We start from the raw sequence: 18393 nt of genomic DNA, 5'->3' as shown, positions 1-18393 counted from the left end.
CACACCCGCCCCACTGGGGCATTCAGGGAACACACATGGCCGAGAAGCTGCTGCCCCGGGAGAAGGGCTTTTCCGAGTGGTACGTCGACGTGGTCCTCAAGTCGAAGCTGGCGGACTACTCGGACGTCAAGGGCTGCATGGTCATCCGCCCCAATGGCTACGCCATCTGGGAGAACATGCAGCGCGTCCTGGACAAGATGTTCAAGGACACCGGGCACAAGAACGCCTACTTCCCGCTGCTCATCCCCGAGAGCTACCTGAAGAAGGAGGCCGAGCACGTGGAGGGCTTCAGCCCCCAGCTCGCGGTCGTCACCCACGCGGGCGGCGCCAAGCTGGAGGAGCCCTACGTCATCCGCCCCACCAGCGAGACCATCATCAACCGCAGCTTCGCGAAGTGGATCCAGAGCTACCGCGACCTGCCGATGCTGCTCAACCAGTGGGCCAACGTGATGCGCTGGGAGATGCGCACCCGCCTCTTCCTGCGCACCACCGAGTTCCTCTGGCAGGAGGGCCACACCTGCCACGAGACCGAGGAGGACGCCGAGCGCGAGACGCGGCAGATGCTCGAGGTGTACCGCCAGTTCGCCGAGGACTACATGGCGATGCCGGTCTTCACCGGCCAGAAGAGCGACACCGAGCGCTTCGCGGGCGCGCTGCGCACCTACTCCATCGAAGCGATGATGCAGGACAAGAAGGCGCTGCAGGCCGGCACCAGCCACAACCTGGGGCAGAACTTCGCCAAGGCCTTCGACACCACCTTCCAGGGCCGCGACGGCAAGCAGCACCACGTGTGGCAGACCTCGTGGGGCGTCAGCACGCGCCTCATCGGCGGGCTGATCATGACCCACTCGGATGACGCGGGCCTCGTGGTGCCGCCGCGCCTCGCGCCCACGCACGTGGTGATCATCCCCATCTTCGGCAAGGCCGCCGAGGCGAAGCCCGCCGTGATGGAGAAGGTGACGGGCATCGCCGCGGACCTGCGCAAGGCGGGACTCAGCGTCCTCGTGGACGACGACGAGAGCAAGGGGCCGGGCTGGAAGTACGCCGAGCACGAGCTCGCCGGCGTGTGCGTGCGCCTGGAGCTGGGGCCCAAGGACCTGGAGAAGGGCACCTGCGTGCTCGCCCGCCGCGACACGCGCGCCAAGGACTTCGTCCCGCTCGACCAGGTGGTCGCCCGCGTGCAGGCCACGCTCGAGACGATGCAGACGGAGCTGCTGCAGAAGGCGCGCGCCTTCCGCGACGCGCACACCTTCGAGGTCAACTCCTACGAGGAGATGACGAAGCGCGCCGAGGACGGCTTCATGCTCGCCCACTGGTGCACCTCGCCCGCGTGCGAGGCGAAGGCGAAGCAGGACCTCGCCGTCACCACGCGCAACCGCCCCTTCGACCTGAAGCAGGAGCCGGGCAAGTGCGCGGTGTGCGGCCAGCCCAGCCCGGGCCGCATCATCTTCTCCAAGGCCTACTAGTCCTCCCTCTCCCGCTGGGAGAGGGTCGGGGTGAGGGAAGCGCGCCTCCACCGCGCCTCCCCGCCCTCCCCCCGCCGCCGCGCCATCCCGAGCGCCGCGAGCACCAGCCCCGCGGCGACGAGGAACGTGGTGCGCATGCCCGCCGCCACGGCCTCGGGGCGCGCCGCCGCGAGCTCCGCGGTGCCGGAGGCGAGCGCGAACACCGCCCCCAGCACGGCCGCACCGGTGACGAGCCCGAGGTTGCGCGCGAGCCCGAGCATCCCGGACACCACGCCCCGCTGCTCCGGCCCGGCGGCGCCCAGGACGCGGGTGTTGTTGGCGGCCTGGAACAGCGCGTAGTGCGCGGTGACGACCACGACGGAGCCGAGGTAGCCCGCGACGCCGAACACGCCCGGCGCCGTCGCGAGCGCGAGCAGCCCCGCGCACATGCCGCCCAGCCCCACTTGCGTCATCCGCGCGGTGCCGAGGCGATCCACGAGGCGGCCCACCGGCACGCCCGCGAGCGCCGCCACGAGCGGGCCCGCGGACATCACCAGCCCCACGCGGGCCGCATCGAGCCCGAGCCCGAGCGAGAGGTAGAAGGGCCCCACCACCAGCGTCGCCATCATCACCGTGGAGACGAGCCCGCTCATCGCGAGCCCCGCGCCCAGCGCCGCGTCTCGCAGCATCGCGAGCCGCAGCAGGGGCGAGGGCGCGCTGCGCTGGGAGCGCACGAAGAGCAGCCCCCCGAGCGCCGCAGCCCCGAGCAGCGCAGCGTTGCGCGGGCCCGGGTGGCCGTGCCCGAGCGTCATCGCCAGGGCGTACGCCGCGAGCGTCAGCGCGAGCAGCAGCGTGCCCCGCGCGTCGAAGCCGGCTTGCGTGCGCCGCGCCACCGCGCGGTCCTGAGGAAGCGTGCGCTGCGCGAGCGCGAGGTTGAGCAGGCCCAGGGGCACGTTGACGAGGAAGATCATCCGCCAGCCCAGCCCCGCGATGAGCACGCCCCCGAGCGAGGGGCCGAGCGCGGTACCCACGGCGGACACCGTGCCGAGCAGCCCCATCGCGCTGCCGGTGCTCTCCCGGGGAACGGTCTCCGAGACCAGCGCGAGCGTGAGCGCCATCATCAGCGCCGCGCCCAGCCCCTGCGCCGCGCGGGCGGCCACGAGCACCCCGAGCGAGGGCGCCACGCCGCACAGCAGCGAGGCCGCGGTGAACAGGCCGATGCCGCAGAGCAGCAGCCGCTTGCGGCCGAAGAGGTCCCCCAGCCGCCCGGCGCTGACGATGAGCGCGGTGAGCGCGAGGAGGTAGGCGAGGACGATCCACTGCACCGCCTGGAAGGACGCGCCGAAGGCCTGGGCCAGGGTGGGCAGCCCCACGTTGGCGATGCTCGTGTCGAGCGAGGGCATCAGCATGCTCAGCGAGAGGCTGGCCAGCGCCCCGCGCAGCGCAGCGCCCTGCCCCACCCCGCGACTCTCTCGAATCTCTTGCGACACCATGCGGCGGCTCCTCACGGCTCCCGAAGTGGAGCTGGAGGAAAGCTAGGCGCCGGGGAGACATGGCGGAACGTGCAGCATTTGCACTGTATCCGTGCGTTTGACGCCATATATGGAGGGCATGCCGACGCCGGACCTCAACCTGCTGGTGACCCTGGACGTGCTGCTCACCGAGGGCAGCGTCGCGCGCGCGGCGCGGCGCCTGCGCCTCAGTCCCTCCGCGATGAGCCGTGCGCTCGCGCGGCTGCGGGAGGTGACGGGTGACCCACTCCTGGTGCGGGCGGGCCGCGGGCTCGTCCCCACGCCGCGCGCGCTCGAGCTGCGCGAGCGGGTGGGCCCGCTGGTGCAGGACGCCCAGGCGCTGCTGCGGCCCGCGCAGGAGCTGGACCTCTCGCGGCTGGTGCGCACCTTCACGCTGCGCACGAGCGAGGGCTTCGTGGAGAGCTTCGGCCCGCGGCTGCTCACACGCGTGCAGACGGAGGCGCCCGGGGTGCGGCTGCGCTTCGTGCCGAAGGTGGACAAGGACAGCACGCCGCTGCGCGACGGGAGCATCGACCTGGAGACGGGAGTCGTGGGGCAGGACATGGGACCGGAGCTCCGTGCGCAGGGCCTGTTCCGGGACCGCTTCATCGGCGTGGTGCGCAAGGGACATCCGCTCAGCCGGGGCCGGGTGAGCCCTGCGCGCTACGCGGGCGGCCGGCACGTCCACTTCTCGCGGCGCGGGCGGGACAGGGGGCCGGTGGACGAGGCGCTCGCGGCGCTCGGCCTGGAGCGCCGCATCGTCGCGGTGGTGGGCGGCTTCTCGGCCGCGCTCGCGCTCGCGCGCGGGGGCGACCTCGTCGCCACCGTTCCAGAGCGCCACACCGCGAGCCTGCGGACGGGGATGTTCGGCTTCCCGCTGCCCTTCCCGGTGCCCGAGCTCCACGTCTCCCTGCTCTGGCATCCGCGCCAGGACGCGGACCCCGCGCACCGCTGGCTGCGGGGCCTCGTCCGCCAGGTCTGCAGCCCAGCAGCGAGGTGAGCGCGGCGTGGTCCTCCGGCCTCGCGGGGTCTAACCTTCCGGAGCATGGCGAGCATCGGGCACGTGGCGGTGGGGATGGCACTGGGGCGGCGCTACACGGGGCGCGCGCGCGGCGGCCTCGTCCCGCTCGCGCTGCTGGGCGCGCTCGCGCTGCTGCCGGATGCGGACGTGGTCGCCTTCCGGCTGGGCATCCCCTACGCGGCCCCCTGGGGCCACCGCGGCGCGAGCCACTCGCTCGCGCTCGCCGCCCTGCTCGGGCTGCTCGCGGCGCTGCTCGTGCGCCTGCTGCGCGCGCCGGGTGCGGCCCGCGCCGGGCTCTTCACCTTCGTCGCGGTGGCGAGCCATGGGCTGCTGGACACGCTCACCGACGGAGGCCTCGGCGCGGCGCTGCTGTGGCCCGCGAGCAACGCACGCTTCTTCGCGCCGCTGCGCCCGCTGCCGGTGGCGCCCATCGGTGCAGGCATGCTCTCGGCGCGCGGGCTGTACGTGCTGCTCGTGGAGACGCTGCTGTTCCTGCCCTTCTTCCTCTACGCGCTGTGGCCGCGCCGGAGCCGTGCGGCATGAGGCTCTTCGTCGCGGTGACGCTGGGCGAGCAGGTCACCTCGCGCGCGGAGGCCGCGGTGGCGCGGCTGCGGGCGCTCGCGCCGCGCGCGCGCTGGGCGCGGCTCGAGGGGCTGCACCTCACGCTCGCCTTCCTCGGCGAGACCCCACCCGAGCGCGTGCCGGCGCTGGAGGCCGCGCTGCGCGAGGTGGCCGCGCGCCACGCGCCCTTCCGCCTCAGCGCGGCGGGAGGCGGCAGCTTCGGCTCCCACGCACGCCCGCGCGTGCTCTGGGCGGACGTGTGCGGGGACACCGCGGCGCTGGGCGCGCTGCAGGCGGACGTGGCGCGTGCGCTCACGCCGCTGGGCTTCACGCCGGAGTCGCGCCCGTACACGGCACACCTGACGCTCGCGCGCGCGAAGGACCCGCGCGGAGACGCCGCCCTCACGGCGTGCGTGGAGGCGCTCGCGGGCGAGGACTGGGGCGAGGCCGGCGTGGACCAGCTCGTGCTCTTCGAGAGCCGCGCGGGCGCCTACCACCGCCTCGTCGAGGCGCCGCTCACCGGCCCCTCGCCGTAGTGGAGTGCAGTCGAGCGAAACCGTCCCCTCTTCCCCTGGGAGAGGGTAGGGGTGAGGGATGAGCGCCGCTGGCACCCGGCCTGCACTGCCCCGCCGGCATGTCCTCTCCCCTCTTCCCGCTCCGCGCCTTGCTGCTGCTCGCGTGTCTCACCGCCCACGCCGCGGCCTGCCAGCCGCGCCCGGCGGCACTGCCACCGCTGCAGAGCGGCGACCTCGTGTTCCAGACCTCGCGCTCGCGCCAGAGCGCGGCCATCCAGGCGGCGACGCACAGCCCGCTCTCGCACGTGGGGCTGGTGGAGGTGACGGCGCAGGGCACCTTCGTGCTCGAGGCGGTGCAGCCGGTGCAGCGCACGCCCTTCGAGCGCTGGCGCGCGCGGGGCGAGGGGGGCCGGCTCCTCGTGCTGCGCCACCCGGGGCTCGCCCCGCAGGCGCGCGAGGCGGTGCTGCGCGAGGCGCGCCGCCACCTGGGCAAGCCCTACGACGCGCGCTTCGGCTGGGGTGACGAGGCGCTGTACTGCTCGGAGCTGGTGCACAAGGCCTACGCGCGCGGCGCGGGGCTCACGCTGGGCCAGCGCGAGCGGCTTGAGCGCCTGGACCTGCGCGCGCTCGGCCCCGCGCTGCGCGAGCGCTACGGCGGGACGGTGCCGCTCGGGCTCGAGCTCGTCACGCCGGCGAGCCTCGCGGCAGATCCTGCGCTGCAGCGCGTCTACAGCGACTACGCGCCCTGAGGTGCATTCCTCCCGCATTGCAAAGATGCCGGCATGCGGCTGCGGGCCGTTGCGAAATGGGGTCGCCGTCTTGACTCGGGAGGGGCGGCCGGCCGAGCGTTGGGAGCGTGCACGCTCCCCGCTCGCGCGTCCTCCCGGCCGTCTGCCTGTTCCTGCTCGCGGCCTGCTCCTCCACCCCTCCGCGCGAGGGCGCAGTGAGCCTCACGGTGGCCTACTCCGGCTTCCGCCCGCGCTGCCTGCGGGTGAGCGCCGTGGATGCGGCGGGCCAGGGCGCCCCCGCGCACAGCACGGACGTGGCGGGCAAGGGCGAGGCGACGGGCGGCGAGGTGAAGCTCGCCGTGTTCCGCGACCCGAGCTGGGGCAGCACCCTGCAGCTGCGCGTGGAGGCCTTTGAGCGCGAGGGCTGCGTGGGCACGGCGGTGGCGAGGACCGATGGCCAGGCCGCGGTGGTGGAGGGCCAGGTGACGCAGCTCACGCTCGCGCTCAGCGCGCGCGACGCGGACGGCGACGGCTACGTGGAGGCGGCGAGCGGCGGCAGCGACTGCCGCGACGACGCGGCCAATGTCTCTCCGGACGGCACCGAGCGCTGTGATGGCGTGGACAACAACTGCGACGGGCAGCGCGACGAGGGCTTCAGCGTGGGGCAGCTGTGCACCACGGCCGCGGGCTGCCAGAGCGCGTGGGCGTGCGCGGCGGACGGCACGCGCAGCTGCACCGAGACGCAGGGCCAGTGGCGCCCGGACACGGACGGGGACGGCTTCGGCTCGAGCACCGCGCCGGGCAAGACGGCCTGCCTGCAGCCGGCGGGCTACGTGGCCAACGCGCTGGACTGCAACGACGGCAACAACAAGGTGAACCCCAACGCGGCCGAGCGCTGCGACGGCGTGGACAACAACTGCGACGGCGCGAAGGACGAGGGCTTCAACGTCGGCGCCGCATGCACGAGCGCGGTGGTGAACGGCAAGAGCTGCGCGGGCGCACGCGCCTGCCTCGCGGACGGCACGGCCGCCTGCAACGCCGCCACGCCCGTCATGCTCTACCCGGACGCGGACGGCGACGGCCAGGGCAGCAGCAGGGCCGCCGCGGAGCCGCGCTGCGCGAACGAGACGGCCGGCTGGGTGGCGAACAACACCGACTGCGACGACGGCGACGCCACGGTGAAGAAGCAGACCACGGGCGAGCTCTGCGACGGCAAGGACAACACCTGCGACGGCGTCGTGGACGAGGGCTTCAACCTGGGGGCCTCGTGCAACGTGGGCGGGCAGCCCTGCGCCGGCAAGCTCGCCTGCAACGCCGCGAAGACGGGCACCCAGTGCGTCGGGACGGCGAAGGTGCCCGCCTATCCGGACGATGACCGCGACACGCGCGGCAAGGCGGGCGTGGCGGCGGTGAACGAGTGCCTCGGGCCGGACTTCGTCACGAGCAACGACGACTGTGACGACGGCGACCCCTTCGTGAAGCCCGGCGCCCCCGAGCTGTGCGACCACAAGGACAACAACTGCAACGGCAGCGTCGACGAGCAGCTCGCCTGCCGCGCGGACACCGACCCCTGGCAGCGCGAGTCCGCCGGCGGGACGACGGCCCAGTGGTACTCGGTGAGCCTCTTCGGCAACGGGGGCGTCGCGGTGGCCGGCCAGGGCAGCCAGGTGCTGCTGCGCGTGCCGGGCGCTTCGAGCTTCGGCCCCACCGCGCAGAGCTGCGTGGGCGAGTGGCAGGGCGTGTGGGCGGATGCCTCGAGCGGCAAGCTCTTCCTCGGAGGCGAGCTGCGCCTGGGCGTCTACAACATCGCGCAGGGCACCTGTAACAGCGGCAGCTGGGGCCAGTCCTCGAGCTACTCCCGCGGCATCTTCGGCATTCCGAAGACGGGCGGCCAGGACGTGTACGCGGTGGGCGAGGTGCGGCCCGTGCCGACCGGCCAGAACGCTCTGCCGGGCCGCTCGGTCGTCTGGGACGGCGCCGAGAACGGCAACAATGCCACCACGAAGGACCACACCTTCCCGCTCTACGACGTCCACGGAACGGCGCGCTCGAACCTCCTGGCAGTCGGAGGCACGCCCGGGACGAAGGGGCGCATCTATCAGTTCGACACGGTGAACAACTTCTTCGCCCCGGTGGGCAACGGCACCGACCAGGGTGACCAGCTGCTGCGCGCGGTGTGGGCCCTGCACCCGAAGCTCGCGTACGCCGTCGGCGACGCCAACACGGTGATGCGCTTCGACGGGGCGAGCACGGTGCAGGTCGCAGGGCCGCTGGCGAGCGCGAGCGAGGGCGACCTCGTGGCGCTGGTGGCCTTCGGTCGCAACGCGCTCTACGCGGTGGCCTATACGCCCGCGAGCGGCGCGACGCCGCAGCAGAGCCGCGTGTTCCAGTTCGACGGCAGCACCTGGCGCCAGGTGGGCGCCCCGCTGTCGGGCGTGAGGCTGCGCGACCTCGCCGGCACGAGCCCCGAGAACCTCTGGGTGGTGGGCGAGGACGGTTGGATCGCGCACTGGCCCTGAGGCGCTGGACAGCCCGGAGGCCGTCCCCCTCGCCCGGGCCGGTCGCGCCCAGGTGTGCTGTCGGCCTCGCCCTGGAGCGTCCCGCCCAGGGCAGGCGGGACGGAGGCAGCAAGGCAGGGAGAGCGGTGCGCGAGAACCTCGCCGGGTTCCCCTCCCGGACTCCTCGTGGAAACGCTGCGCTCCGCAACGTCGTGGCCGAAGGGAGCACCTCGTGACGAACGACCTGATCATCCGCCGGGCGTCGCCGGACGACTTCGAGGCCTGGAAGGCCCTCTGGGATGGGTACAACGCCTTTTACGGGAGGGAGGGCACGACCGCGCTGCCGATGGAGGTCACGCGCACCACCTGGTCGCGCTTCTTCGACCCCTACGAGCCCATGCTCGCCTGGGTGGCAGAGGCGTCGGGGTCGCTGCTGGGGCTCGCTCACGCGCTGCTGCACCGCAGCACCCTCCAGCTCGTCCCCAGCTGCTACCTGCAGGACCTGTTCACGGCGCCGGCGGCCCGGGGAAAGGGCGTGGCGCGGGCGTTGATTCAGGCGGTCCACGACGAAGCCGCGAGGCTCGGGTGCCGCCGGCTGTACTGGCAGACGCACGAGACCAACGCCACCGCCCGGGCCCTCTACGACCAGGTCGCCACGCGAAGCGGCTTCATCGTGTACCAGCAGCTCCTGTGACGCATCCGCTGCACGGAGGCCCACACCTCCTCGCCTCCCTGTCCAGCGAAAGCCCGCCGGCCAGGGTTCCCGCGAGGAGACGCTGCAGGCGAACGTCGACCTTCCCAACGCAGGCTGAGCCCACCGGCCTCCCGCACACGCTGCGGTGGCGAGCGCCGGGTGCTGGCGTACCTGACGAATCCACCGGCGTCCGGACCATCCTCGTTCACGTGGGCGAGGCGACGCAGTTGGCGCCCTTGGGGGCGCGCCTGCGCAGGCTACGGACAGGCGTTGGTGATGACCGCCACGCCGTTCGGGTCGGTGGTCACCACCACGTCGCGCTTGCCGTCTCCGGTCAGGTCCGCCACCGCGAGCCCCGCGGCGCTGGTGGTCGTCGAGCCGTAGACGGTGACCCCTGCGAAGCTCCCATCGCCTCGCCCGAGCGAGATCAGGATGCTGCCGGGCTGACCCGGCAGGAAGCCCACGAGGTCCGGCTTGGCGTCCCCGTTCACGTCCGCGGCGACCATGTTCTGGGCCGCGAAGGACTGCGAGGTGAGCTTCGCCGCACCGAAGACGCCGGTGCCCGGGTTCAGCAGCACCTGCGTCGTGTCCGACGTGGGAGCGACCACGTCCGGCTTGCCGTCCCCGTTCACGTCCGCGATGCGCACGAGGCTCACGGTGGGGCTGCCGGAGTCCACGCGCGCGCCCAGCGCGCCGTTGGCCTGCGTGAGGTAGACGCCGACCCCCTGCCCCGTGCTGACCACCACGTCCGCCTTGCCGTCTGCGTTGAGGTCGGCCGCGTCCAGGTCGTAGAGCCCGGGCCCGGTGACGTTCGCCGAGACGCTGAAGGTGCCCGAGCCGCTGTTGGTCATCAGGGTGAGCGCGCCATCCGGATACGCGTTATCCGAGTTGCGCAGCATGACGAGGTCCGGCCGGCCATCGCCCGTGCGGTCCGTCGCGATGAGCCGGCGCGGCGGCTCTCCGCCGCTGCTGTCGCCGACGGTGTAGAGCACCGGCGCGTTGAAGGCGCCGCTCCCCCGGTTCAGCAGCACGCCCACGGCGGCCCGCGCGGAAGTGTCCCGCCCGGTGCCCACCAGGTCCACCCGGCCGTCACCGTTGACGTCCGCGGCGGCGAGCTCCCGGCCGAAGCTCAGCGCGTACACGACCTCCGGGGCAAAGGCGCCGCCGCCCTGGTTGAGCCACACGCTGACGCCGTAGCCCCCGATGCCCGCCACGTCCGGGCGGCCGTCGCCGTTGAGGTCCGCCACCACCACGTTCCTCGGGAAGGTGGTCGCCGCGAGGTCGAAGCTGCTGCCGAGCGCGCCCGTGTTGCACGAGAGCCCGGCGGCCGGGTCCGGGGGCGGAGGGCTGTTGTCCACGTCGACGCAGGCCTCGAGCGCGCCGCAGCCAATCATCACGACGAGCCGGTTGCAGGGCTGGGTGAGGCGCGAGGGGGAGAGGACCGTGTTCACGGTGTGCGTGTAGGAGCCATCCACGCCCGTGCCGCTGAGGGTGATGACCACCGGGATGTCGGCGGTGCCCGCGCTGCCCGGGATCTTCGGCGCGGTGTTGCAGGCGCCCTCCACCGAGGCCTTCACGGGCAGGGTCACCCCGCCCGCCTTGATGCTGATCACCCGGGGGTTGGCGCTGGAGTTGGAGGGCGCGTAGACGTAGCCGGTGCGCGAGGCGTCCACCAGCTTGCCGCCCTCCATCTTCAGCTCGCACGCCCCGGCCGTCCAGGTGCCGCGCTTGTAGTTGCCGAGGAAGGTGTTGGTGCCGTTCTGCGGCAGGAAGTGCATCGTGCTGCCCTCGAACACCACCTCGTAGTCGGGCAGGCCGTGCTCGGCGTCCCACTGGATGCGGTGCGCGCTCACCAGCCGACCCTTGTAGAGCCCAGCGGTGGGCGACGGGGGCAGCTCGCACATGAACACGCGCTCGGTGACCTCGCCCGCGATGCTGCCGTACGCCACGTCCGTCTGGAGGCCATACTCGCTGCCGAAGCGGTTCCACACCCCGGCCACCGAGGCGTCCACGCCGGTGCCGCCAGGGTCCACGCCTCCCTCGTCGACGCCACCGTCCGCGGTCGTGCTCGCGCATCCCAGCGAGAGCAACAGGGGAAGGGTGCAGAGCTTGAGCAGGGTCGTGCGCACGGCGGCTCCTGGGGCCCGGACGGGGCGTGAAATGAACGCGGGAAGGTACCAGACGCGCACGCCCCTCTGCACTGTGGGACACCTTCCGCTGGGGCGCACGCTGTGTATTGCCCGGCACCCGCTCCTGGAGGCGGCCCGGAACGCCCGCGCTCAGGGGAAGTGCGCCACGGCGAAGCGGCGCGTGAAGGGAAAGGGCGTGCCGCGGGGCGCGGGCGGGTAGGCCTCGCGCAGCCGCGGGCGCAGCGCCTCGACGAAGGCGCGGCCCCCCTCCTCCCCCAGCGCGCCGAGCACGGGGCGCAGCGTGGTGCCCAGCAGCCACTCGAGCACCGCGTCCTCGCCGGGCAGCACCTGGAGGTAGGTGGTGTCCCAGGCGTCCACGCGCGCGCCCAGCACGGCGAGCCGCGCCTCGTACCAGGCGAGCGGCTCCACCCGGCCGCTCGCCACGCCGTGCAGCGCAGGCGCGAAGCGCGGGTCCGCCTTCAGCGCCTCCACGAGGCGGTGCGAGGGCGCCTCGAAGTTGGCCGGCACCTGCATCGCCAGCACCCCTCCGGGCGCGAGGTGCTCCGCGAGCCGCGCGAGCAGGGGGCCATGGTCCGGCACCCAGTGCAGCGCCGCGTTGGTGACGAGCACGTCCACGCTGCGCGGCCGCGCGGGTGTCCACGTGGCGAGGTCTCCGAGCGCGAAGCGCAGCCGCCCGGGCAGGGCCTGCTCACCTGCGCGCTCGACCATCGCCTCCGAGCCGTCCACGCCGAGCACCTGCGCCTCGGGCCAGCGCTCGGTGAGCGTGCGCGTGAGGTCTCCGGTGCCGCAGCCCAGGTCCACCACCTGCCGGGGCGCCGCGTGCTCGACGCGGGCGAGCAGCTCGAAGAAGGGACGGCGCCGCGCCTCGCGGAAGCGCTCGTACTGCGTGGGGTTCCACACGGAGGGCCTGCCTCTCTGCACCGCTCGGGGTGCCCCCTCTCCCTAGCGCCGCGAGCGCGCGGCCGGCAAGCCGCGAGCGCGCCCACTCAGGGAGGCGCGAGCGTGCGCACGCGGAAGGCGTCGAACCACACGCCCGCGCTGCGGGTGGCGAGCCCCGCGGTGCCGGGGCCGCGCAGGGCCGCGCTGCTCGCGTCCGTGGCGCTCAGGCGCACGACGCCGTTCACGCTGACGCCGAGCGCGACGCTCTCGTCGCCGCGCGCCGAGAGGGCGAGTGTGAAGGGCGCCTTGGGGTCCGCGAGGCCGCTCGCGCCCGTGGCGAGCACGGTGAAGGTGCTGCCCTGGTAGCGCCGCAGCTCGAGCTGCCCGCTGCTGCGCAGCACCGCCTGGTAGCGGGCGCTGCCCTGCGCGCGCAGCACGAGGCCCAGCTCGGGCACGCCGAAGCCCTGCATCCGCGCCTCCACCTCGCAGTCGCCGCAGGTGGACGGGGTGGCGAGCGCCACGTCGTCGCCGTCGAGGTCGCTGCCCGCGACGCTCCCGTTCGTCAGCCACATCCCCACCTGGCTCCACTGCGCTCCCAGGCTGCTCGCGCTGCGCCCGAAGTCGTCCGCGAACACGAGGCTCCCCGCGGGCGGCGTGCCCGCATCCGCGGTGCCGGCATCGGGAGGCGGCGTTCCCGCATCCAGCGAGCCTCCCGCATCGGACGTCCCGGCATCCGGCGGCGTGCCTGCATCGGGCGTCCCGGCATCGGGCAGCGGCGTCCCCGCGTCCGGCGCGGGCGCCGCGCCCTCGAGGGCGCGCACCCGGAAGGCATCGAACCAGATGCCGGCGCGCAGCGTGGCGAGGCCCGCGCTGCCCGCGGCCCCGAGCGCGCTGCTGCTCGCGTCGGTGAGGGCGAGGCGCGAGGTGCCGTTGACGCTGACGGTGAGCTGCACGGGGCCTGCGCCCTGCGCGGAGAGCTTCAGGGTGAAGGCCTCGCTCGCGCTGGAGAGCCCGCTCGCGGCAGAGCCGAGCACGGTGAAGGCGGTGGTGCTCGTGTAGCGGCGCAGCTCCACGCGCCCGTCGGTGCGCAGGACGGCGCCGTAGCGCGAGGCCCCCTGGGCCCGCAGGGCGAGGCCGACCTCGGAGACGCCGAAGCTCTGCATCCGCGCCTCCACCTCGCAGTCGCGGCAGGCCGAGGCGGGGGCGAGCGCGAGGTTCGCCGCGTCGCGGTCGCTGCCCGCGACGCTGCCGTTGGTGAGCCACGCGCCGGCCACCTGGCTCCACTGCGCGCCGAGGTCGGACGCCGTGCGGCCGAAGTCGTCCGCGAATAGCAGGCTGCCCGAGAGCGGAGGCGTGGCGCCGCCGCCCGGCGTGCCCGCGTCCGTCGTCGGCGTGCCGGCATCGGGCGTGCCGCCATCGGTCGGAGGTGGCTCACCGCCGGTGGGCGTGCGCGGCTGGGCGACGCGGTTCACGGTGCCCCCTTCCGCGCCGTAGCCGAAGAAGGCGGGCACCTCGCCCACGCTGGTGGGCAGCACGTCGATGGCGTTGGGGTAGCCCTTGAAGACGGCCGCCGAGTCCAGCGTGGTGACGGGCCCGAGCGCGCCGTTGCGCAGGGTGCGCACCTGGAACTGGTAGTTGGTGCCCACCGCGCGCGGGGAGTTGAAGAAGATGAAGAGCTCGTCGCCCACGCGGGTGACGGCCGGCTGCAGCGCCCAGTCGCTGTAGCTGTCCACCTGGGTGCGCGCGCCGAAGCTGCTGCCGTTGAAGGAGCGGTACTGCAGCCGCTCGCTCTCGTCCTTGTAGACGAGGTGCATGCCGCCGCGCCCGTCCGCCACCGCGCTCAGGGCGGCGCCGTGGTAGATGCCGTCGCTGAAGGCGTCCTGCTGCGGGCCCCAGCTGCCCACCGGGTCCGAGTCGTTGCGCAGCCGCATGCGCGTGGGCTCGAAGCCGTCGTGCATCGCCCAGAGGAAGATCATCCGCGAGCCGAGGCTGAGCAGGCGCCCGCCGCCGCGCCGCTTCGTGCGCCCCAGGTCCGCCTGGCGCAGAAAGCTCGCGCCCCCGTCCGTGGAGACGGAGAGCACCGCGGTGCTGCCGCCGTCCGCCTCGAGCCGGAAGGCCTGCACCCACAGCCGGCCCTGCGAGTCGCGCGCGAGCTCGGCGCGCGAGTAGGCCTGGCTCGCGCTCGCGTCGAACACCCGCACCGCGGGGCGCGGCACCCAGGTGTCCTGGGCGGCGTCGTAGCGCCACCACTGGAAGTACACGTCGTGGCGATCCGAGTTGGCCAGGCTGGGCCCCTCGTAGCTGTAGACGAGCGCCACGTCCGGGCCCACCGCCACCAGGTCCGCGCGGTCGGTATGGCTCGCGTCCGGCTGGATGGGAGCGAGGAAGCGGAAGGTGCGGGCGCCGTCGTCCGAGCGGTAGAAGGAGAGCCCCCGCCCGCCCGCGCCCTCCTGCTGCAGCGCGAAGAGCACCGCCGACCGGCCGTTGCCCAGCTCCAGCCGCACCAGGTGCCGGTGCGCCGGCAGCGTCAGCGCGTTGCCGCCGCCCACCGGCACCAGCGGCGTCGAGGCGGCCAGCATCGTGGCCACCAGCCCCGCCATCAACCCCGTCATGTGTCCTGCCCCCTCCGGGCGCCGAACCCCTGCCCCCGCCTACGGGGAAGCTAAGGCGCGCCCTGGGCGGGTGGGCTCGCGGAGCCCCGGCCCTCGCCTCCCTGGCTGCTCTGCGGGCCAGGGGCCGGGGCGGGGGCGGAAACGCAACGGGCCTCCCCTCCGCGTGCGGAGAGGAGGCCCGGGAGCAGCCTCGAGGAGGCGCGGAGCCTAGTGGCGGCGCTTCTTGGGCGCCGGCGCGGGGGTGCCCGCGTCCGGAGCGGCGGTGCCCGCGTCCGCGTCCATCGCGGCGCCGTCCGCCGTGCCGGCGTCCGCGCCCGCGGCGCCCTTGCCGCGGAAGGGGATGGCCGGGGGCGGGTTCACCAGCTGCAGCGAGCCGAGGAAGGTGTCCGCCTGGGGCGCGCCGACGCTGGGGTTGTACACGGTCACCAGCGTGTAGAGGCGCGGGCCGACGAGGTAGGTGCGCACCTTGGCCTCGCCCTGGTTGCTCTCGGCGACGAAGGACTTGCCGGGGTAGCCGTCGAGCGTGACCTCCTCCTCGCTCTTGAGGGTGCCGCCCTTGAGCTGCTTCACCACGCCGTCGCGCACGCCGTTGAGGAAGGCGGCGGGCGAGATGGAGGCGATGACCGACTCGGGGTAGTCCGCGGTGCTCACCGAGTAGACGACGCCGTCGGTCTGGGTGGACCAGCTGCCCACGGTGACCTCACCCGCGGCGGTGGGCGTCTTGTTGTGGTTCACCTGGGGGTTGGCGGGCATCTGCACCTTGAAGCCCTCGGGTGCCGCGAGCTCCACCAGCTGGGTGCCGGCAGGAGGCGCGGCGCCCTCGGCCGGGGCACCGTTGGCGCCGGGCTCGTTCGGGATCTCCTCGATGGTGGAGGACGCCTGGCCCTTGGGCTTCGTGGCACAGGCGGCGACGACGCCGAGGACGGTGATGGCTGCGAGGAGGCGGAACTTCTGGATCATGGGGCGCGCTTCCCTGGGTAGAAGTGGAACCAGTGGGCCACCCTAGACGAAACGGGGCAAGGGTGGCCACTTTCGCGACACAGAATGCTTCCGTCTGACGACTGGCGGAAGTCCCTATTCTCCGAGGTACGCCCGGCGCACCTCGGGGCTCTCCAGCAGCGCGCGGCCCGCGCCCGCCATCGCCACCTCGCCCGTCTCCAGCACGTAGGCGTAGTGGGCGAGGTTGAGCGCCAGGTGCGCGTTCTGCTCCACGAGCAGGATGCTCACCCCGGTGGCGTTCACGTCCCGCAGGGTGCCGAAGATCTTCTCCGTCACCTGAGGGGCGAGGCCGAGCGAAGGCTCGTCCAGCAGCAGCAGCTGCGGGCGGCTGAGCAGTGCGCGCGCGATGGCGAGCATCTGCTGCTCGCCGCCCGAGAGCGTGCCGGCCAGCTGCCGGCGCCGCTCGCGCAGCACGGGGAAGAGGCTGAAGTTCTTCTCCAGGTCTTCCGAGATGGCCTGGGTGTCGCGGCGCAGGTAGGCGCCGAGCTCCAGGTTCTCCTGCACGGTGAGGTTGGGGAAGATGCCGCGGCCCTCGGGCGCGTGCGCCATGCCGCGGGGCACCAGCTGGTGCGCCTTCATGCCGGTGGTGTCCTCGCCGGCGAAGCGGATGCGCCCGCCCGCGGGCTTGAGCATGCCGCTCACCGCGCGCAGGGTGCTGGTCTTGCCCGCGCCGTTCGCCCCGATGAGCGCCACCACCTCGCCCTTGCCCAGGGTGAGGCTCACGCCGCGCAGCGCCGTGATGGCGCCGTAGGAGACGCGCAGGTCCTCCACGGCGAGCAGGTCCGGGAAGGCCTTGCGCTCACCCAGCGTCTTCGTGCCGCCTTCCGGGCTCATGGACGCGCTCACGGTGCCGCCCCCGTGCCGCCGTGCGTCTCCAGGTAGTTGTCGCCCAGGTAGGCCTCGATGACCTTGCGGTCGCTGCGCACCGCCTGCGGCGCGCCGCGGGCGATGATCTCCCCGTGGTCGAGCACCGTGATGTGCTCGCAGATGCCCATCACCAGCTTCATGTCGTGCTCGATGACCAGGATGCCGAGCTTGAAGTCGTCGCGCAGCTTGCGGATGAGGACCATCAGGTCCGCCTTCTCGCGCGTGTTCATGCCGGCCGCAGGCTCGTCCAGGAGCAGCACCTTGGGCCCGGTGCCCAGCGCGCGCGCGATCTCCAGGCGCCGCTGCTCGCCGTAGGGCAGGTTCTTCGCCTCCTCGTCGCGCCGGTGCGCGAGCCCCATCACCTCGAGCAGCCGCTCGGCGCGCTCGGTGATGCGCCGCTCCTCCGCCTGGAAGCCGGGCGTGAGCAGCATGGCGCGCCACCAGTCGCGGTAGTTGGTGAGGGCCGCGCCCATGCGCGCCTTCATGCTCAGGTCCCCGTGCACCGCGCCGCTCGCCACGTCCGAGCGGCAGGCCACCTTCACGTTGTCCAGCGCGGAGAGGCTCTTGAAGAGCCGGATGTTCTGGAAGGTGCGCGCGAGCCCCAGGTGGTTGATCTGGTGCGGCTGCCGCCCGTTCACCCGCTGCCCCACCACCCGCACTTCCCCGCTGGTGGGCCGGTACACGCCGGTGAGCACGTTGAAGGCGGTGGTCTTGCCCGCGCCGTTGGGCCCGATGAGCCCCTGCAGGTCTCCGGAGCGCACCGCGAGGCTGAAGTTGCTCAGCGCCTTGAGGCCGCCGAACTGGATGCTCGCCTGGTCCGCCTCCAGCAGCGCGGGGCCGGCGGCGTTGGTCGCCTCTCTCACTGGGGCACCCCCTTCGCGCCGCGGCGCCGCGGCAGCCAGCGCGGCAGCACGTCCCAGATCTCGCGCGTGCCGAACAGGCCCTGCGGCCGCACCAGCATCAGCACCACCAGCAGCAGGCCGTAGATGGGCATGCGGATCTGGTCCACCTTCTGCGCGAGGCTGCCCTCGGCGCCCATCATGGTGAAGCCCGAGCGCAGCGCCTCCGGCAAGAGCGTGAGGAACACCGCCGCCACGATGGCGCCCGTGGTGGAGCCGAGGCCGCCGGCCACGATCATCACCACGATCTCCATGCTCTTCACGAAGGTGAAGGAGCCCGGGTTGATGATGGGCACGAAGTGCGCGAACAGGCCGCCCGCCACCCCGGCGAAGAAGGACGAGATGACGAAGGCGCGGACCTTGTACGCGGTGGTGTTCACGCCCATCGCCTCGGCCGCCACCTCGTCCTCGCGGATGGCCCACAGGCTGCGCCCGTGGCTGCTGCCCGCGATGCGGCGCGCCACCAGCACCACCAGGAACACCCAGAAGCCCACCATGAACACGCTGCTGCTCTGCGGGATGCCGCTGAGGCCCAGCGCGCGCCCGAAGGCCTCCGTGTTCTGCACGATCACGCGGATGATCTCGCCGAAGCCCAGCGTCACGATGGCCAGGTAGTCGCCGCGCAGGCGCAGGCTGGGCAGGCCCACCAGGAAGCCGCAGAGGGCCGCCGCGATGCCGCCCACCAGCAGCGCCACCACGAAGAACACCTGGTCGCTCGCCGCCACCGGCAGGAAGCTGAGCGCCTGCTCCTTGAGCGCGAGGCTGGTCACGCCCGCCACGTACGCGCCCACCGCCATGAAGCCCGCGTGGCCGATGGAGAACTGCCCCGTCATCCCGTTCACGATGTTCAGGCTCACCGCGAGGATGACGTTCACCCCCACGATGGAGAACAGGTACGTGGCGAAGGGGGCGTCGCCGCTCAGCCACTCGAGCAGCGCGAGCACCGGCAGCGCGATGAGGAAGGGGAACAGGCCCCGGAGCGAGGCGGGGATGCGGGAACCGTCGTCCATGGAG

The 18393-nt window shown here is 73.3% G+C and carries 15 protein-coding genes; 7 read left to right on the top strand and 8 right to left on the bottom strand.

The annotated features are described in order from the left end of the window. The first annotated feature begins 20 nt into the window (after window positions 1-20). On the top strand, window positions 21-1466 hold the full coding sequence (gene proS / locus FGE12_RS05225) for a proline--tRNA ligase (protein ID WP_370458898.1): 1446 nt from the start codon (window positions 21-23) through the stop codon (window positions 1464-1466). On the opposite strand, the gene FGE12_RS05220 is transcribed toward proS, so the two are convergent. After that, the gene (locus tag FGE12_RS05220; RefSeq protein ID WP_228530580.1) at window positions 1463-2938 is read right to left on the bottom strand and encodes an MFS transporter; all 1476 of its coding nucleotides are present in this window, start codon (window positions 2936-2938) and stop codon (window positions 1463-1465) included. The genes proS and FGE12_RS05220 overlap by 4 nt on opposite strands. A gap of 118 nt (window positions 2939-3056) precedes the next feature. On the opposite strand from FGE12_RS05220, the gene FGE12_RS05215 reads away from it, so the two are divergent. The 6 genes from FGE12_RS05215 to FGE12_RS05190 all read left to right on the top strand — a co-directional run bounded on the left by FGE12_RS05215 (window position 3057) and on the right by FGE12_RS05190 (window position 8973). Then, on the top strand, window positions 3057-3956 hold the full coding sequence (locus FGE12_RS05215) for a LysR family transcriptional regulator (protein ID WP_153865135.1): 900 nt from the start codon (window positions 3057-3059) through the stop codon (window positions 3954-3956). Window positions 3957-4001: 45 nt separating this feature from the next. Then, window positions 4002-4520, top strand: coding sequence for a metal-dependent hydrolase (locus tag FGE12_RS05210; protein ID WP_153865134.1), 519 nt, complete (start codon window positions 4002-4004; stop codon window positions 4518-4520). Further along, window positions 4517-5074 carry an RNA 2',3'-cyclic phosphodiesterase gene (gene thpR, locus FGE12_RS05205; protein WP_153865133.1) on the top strand — a complete coding sequence of 186 codons (558 nt, stop codon included), beginning with the start codon at window positions 4517-4519 and terminating at the stop codon, window positions 5072-5074. Before FGE12_RS05210 ends, thpR begins: the two co-directional genes overlap by 4 nt. A gap of 98 nt (window positions 5075-5172) precedes the next feature. After that, complete coding sequence (locus FGE12_RS05200; protein ID WP_153865132.1) at window positions 5173-5802, top strand: YiiX/YebB-like N1pC/P60 family cysteine hydrolase; 630 nt, start codon at window positions 5173-5175, stop codon at window positions 5800-5802. Between the two features lie 107 nt (window positions 5803-5909). After that, window positions 5910-8300, top strand: a complete 2391-nt coding sequence (locus FGE12_RS05195; RefSeq protein WP_153865131.1) for a putative metal-binding motif-containing protein — start codon at window positions 5910-5912, stop codon at window positions 8298-8300. 211 nt (window positions 8301-8511) lie between these two features. Next, the gene (locus FGE12_RS05190; protein ID WP_194797601.1) at window positions 8512-8973 is read left to right on the top strand and encodes a GNAT family N-acetyltransferase; all 462 of its coding nucleotides are present in this window, start codon (window positions 8512-8514) and stop codon (window positions 8971-8973) included. 257 nt (window positions 8974-9230) lie between these two features. Here FGE12_RS05190 and FGE12_RS30845 read toward each other — a convergent pair whose 3' ends face one another. From FGE12_RS30845 to FGE12_RS05155, 7 genes are all read right to left on the bottom strand, one after another. Further along, window positions 9231-11102 carry a VCBS repeat-containing protein gene (locus tag FGE12_RS30845; protein WP_153865130.1) on the bottom strand — a complete coding sequence of 624 codons (1872 nt, stop codon included), beginning with the start codon at window positions 11100-11102 and terminating at the stop codon, window positions 9231-9233. Between the two features lie 150 nt (window positions 11103-11252). Further along, window positions 11253-12023, bottom strand: a complete 771-nt coding sequence (locus FGE12_RS05180; protein ID WP_194797600.1) for a methyltransferase domain-containing protein — start codon at window positions 12021-12023, stop codon at window positions 11253-11255. A gap of 86 nt (window positions 12024-12109) precedes the next feature. Then, window positions 12110-14614 carry an exo-alpha-sialidase gene (locus FGE12_RS05175; protein WP_228530579.1) on the bottom strand — a complete coding sequence of 835 codons (2505 nt, stop codon included), beginning with the start codon at window positions 14612-14614 and terminating at the stop codon, window positions 12110-12112. Window positions 14615-14821: 207 nt separating this feature from the next. Beyond that, on the bottom strand, window positions 14822-15574 hold the full coding sequence (locus tag FGE12_RS05170; RefSeq protein WP_153865129.1) for a hypothetical protein: 753 nt from the start codon (window positions 15572-15574) through the stop codon (window positions 14822-14824). Between the two features lie 114 nt (window positions 15575-15688). Continuing rightward, window positions 15689-16447, bottom strand: a complete 759-nt coding sequence (locus tag FGE12_RS05165) for an ABC transporter ATP-binding protein (protein WP_153865128.1) — start codon at window positions 16445-16447, stop codon at window positions 15689-15691. Window positions 16448-16455: 8 nt separating this feature from the next. Next, window positions 16456-17343: an ABC transporter ATP-binding protein gene (locus FGE12_RS05160; protein ID WP_194797599.1), complete on the bottom strand. Its 888-nt coding sequence runs from the start codon at window positions 17341-17343 to the stop codon at window positions 16456-16458. Continuing rightward, window positions 17340-18389 carry a branched-chain amino acid ABC transporter permease gene (locus FGE12_RS05155; protein ID WP_153865127.1) on the bottom strand — a complete coding sequence of 350 codons (1050 nt, stop codon included), beginning with the start codon at window positions 18387-18389 and terminating at the stop codon, window positions 17340-17342. Before FGE12_RS05155 ends, FGE12_RS05160 begins: the two co-directional genes overlap by 4 nt. Between the last annotated feature and the right edge of the window lie 4 nt (window positions 18390-18393).

It is taken from the genome of Aggregicoccus sp. 17bor-14, assembly GCF_009659535.1.
Lineage (GTDB): Bacteria > Myxococcota > Myxococcia > Myxococcales > Myxococcaceae > Aggregicoccus.
Note: the sequence above shows the minus strand (reverse complement) of the source record. Positions and strands in the feature narration are given on the sequence as shown.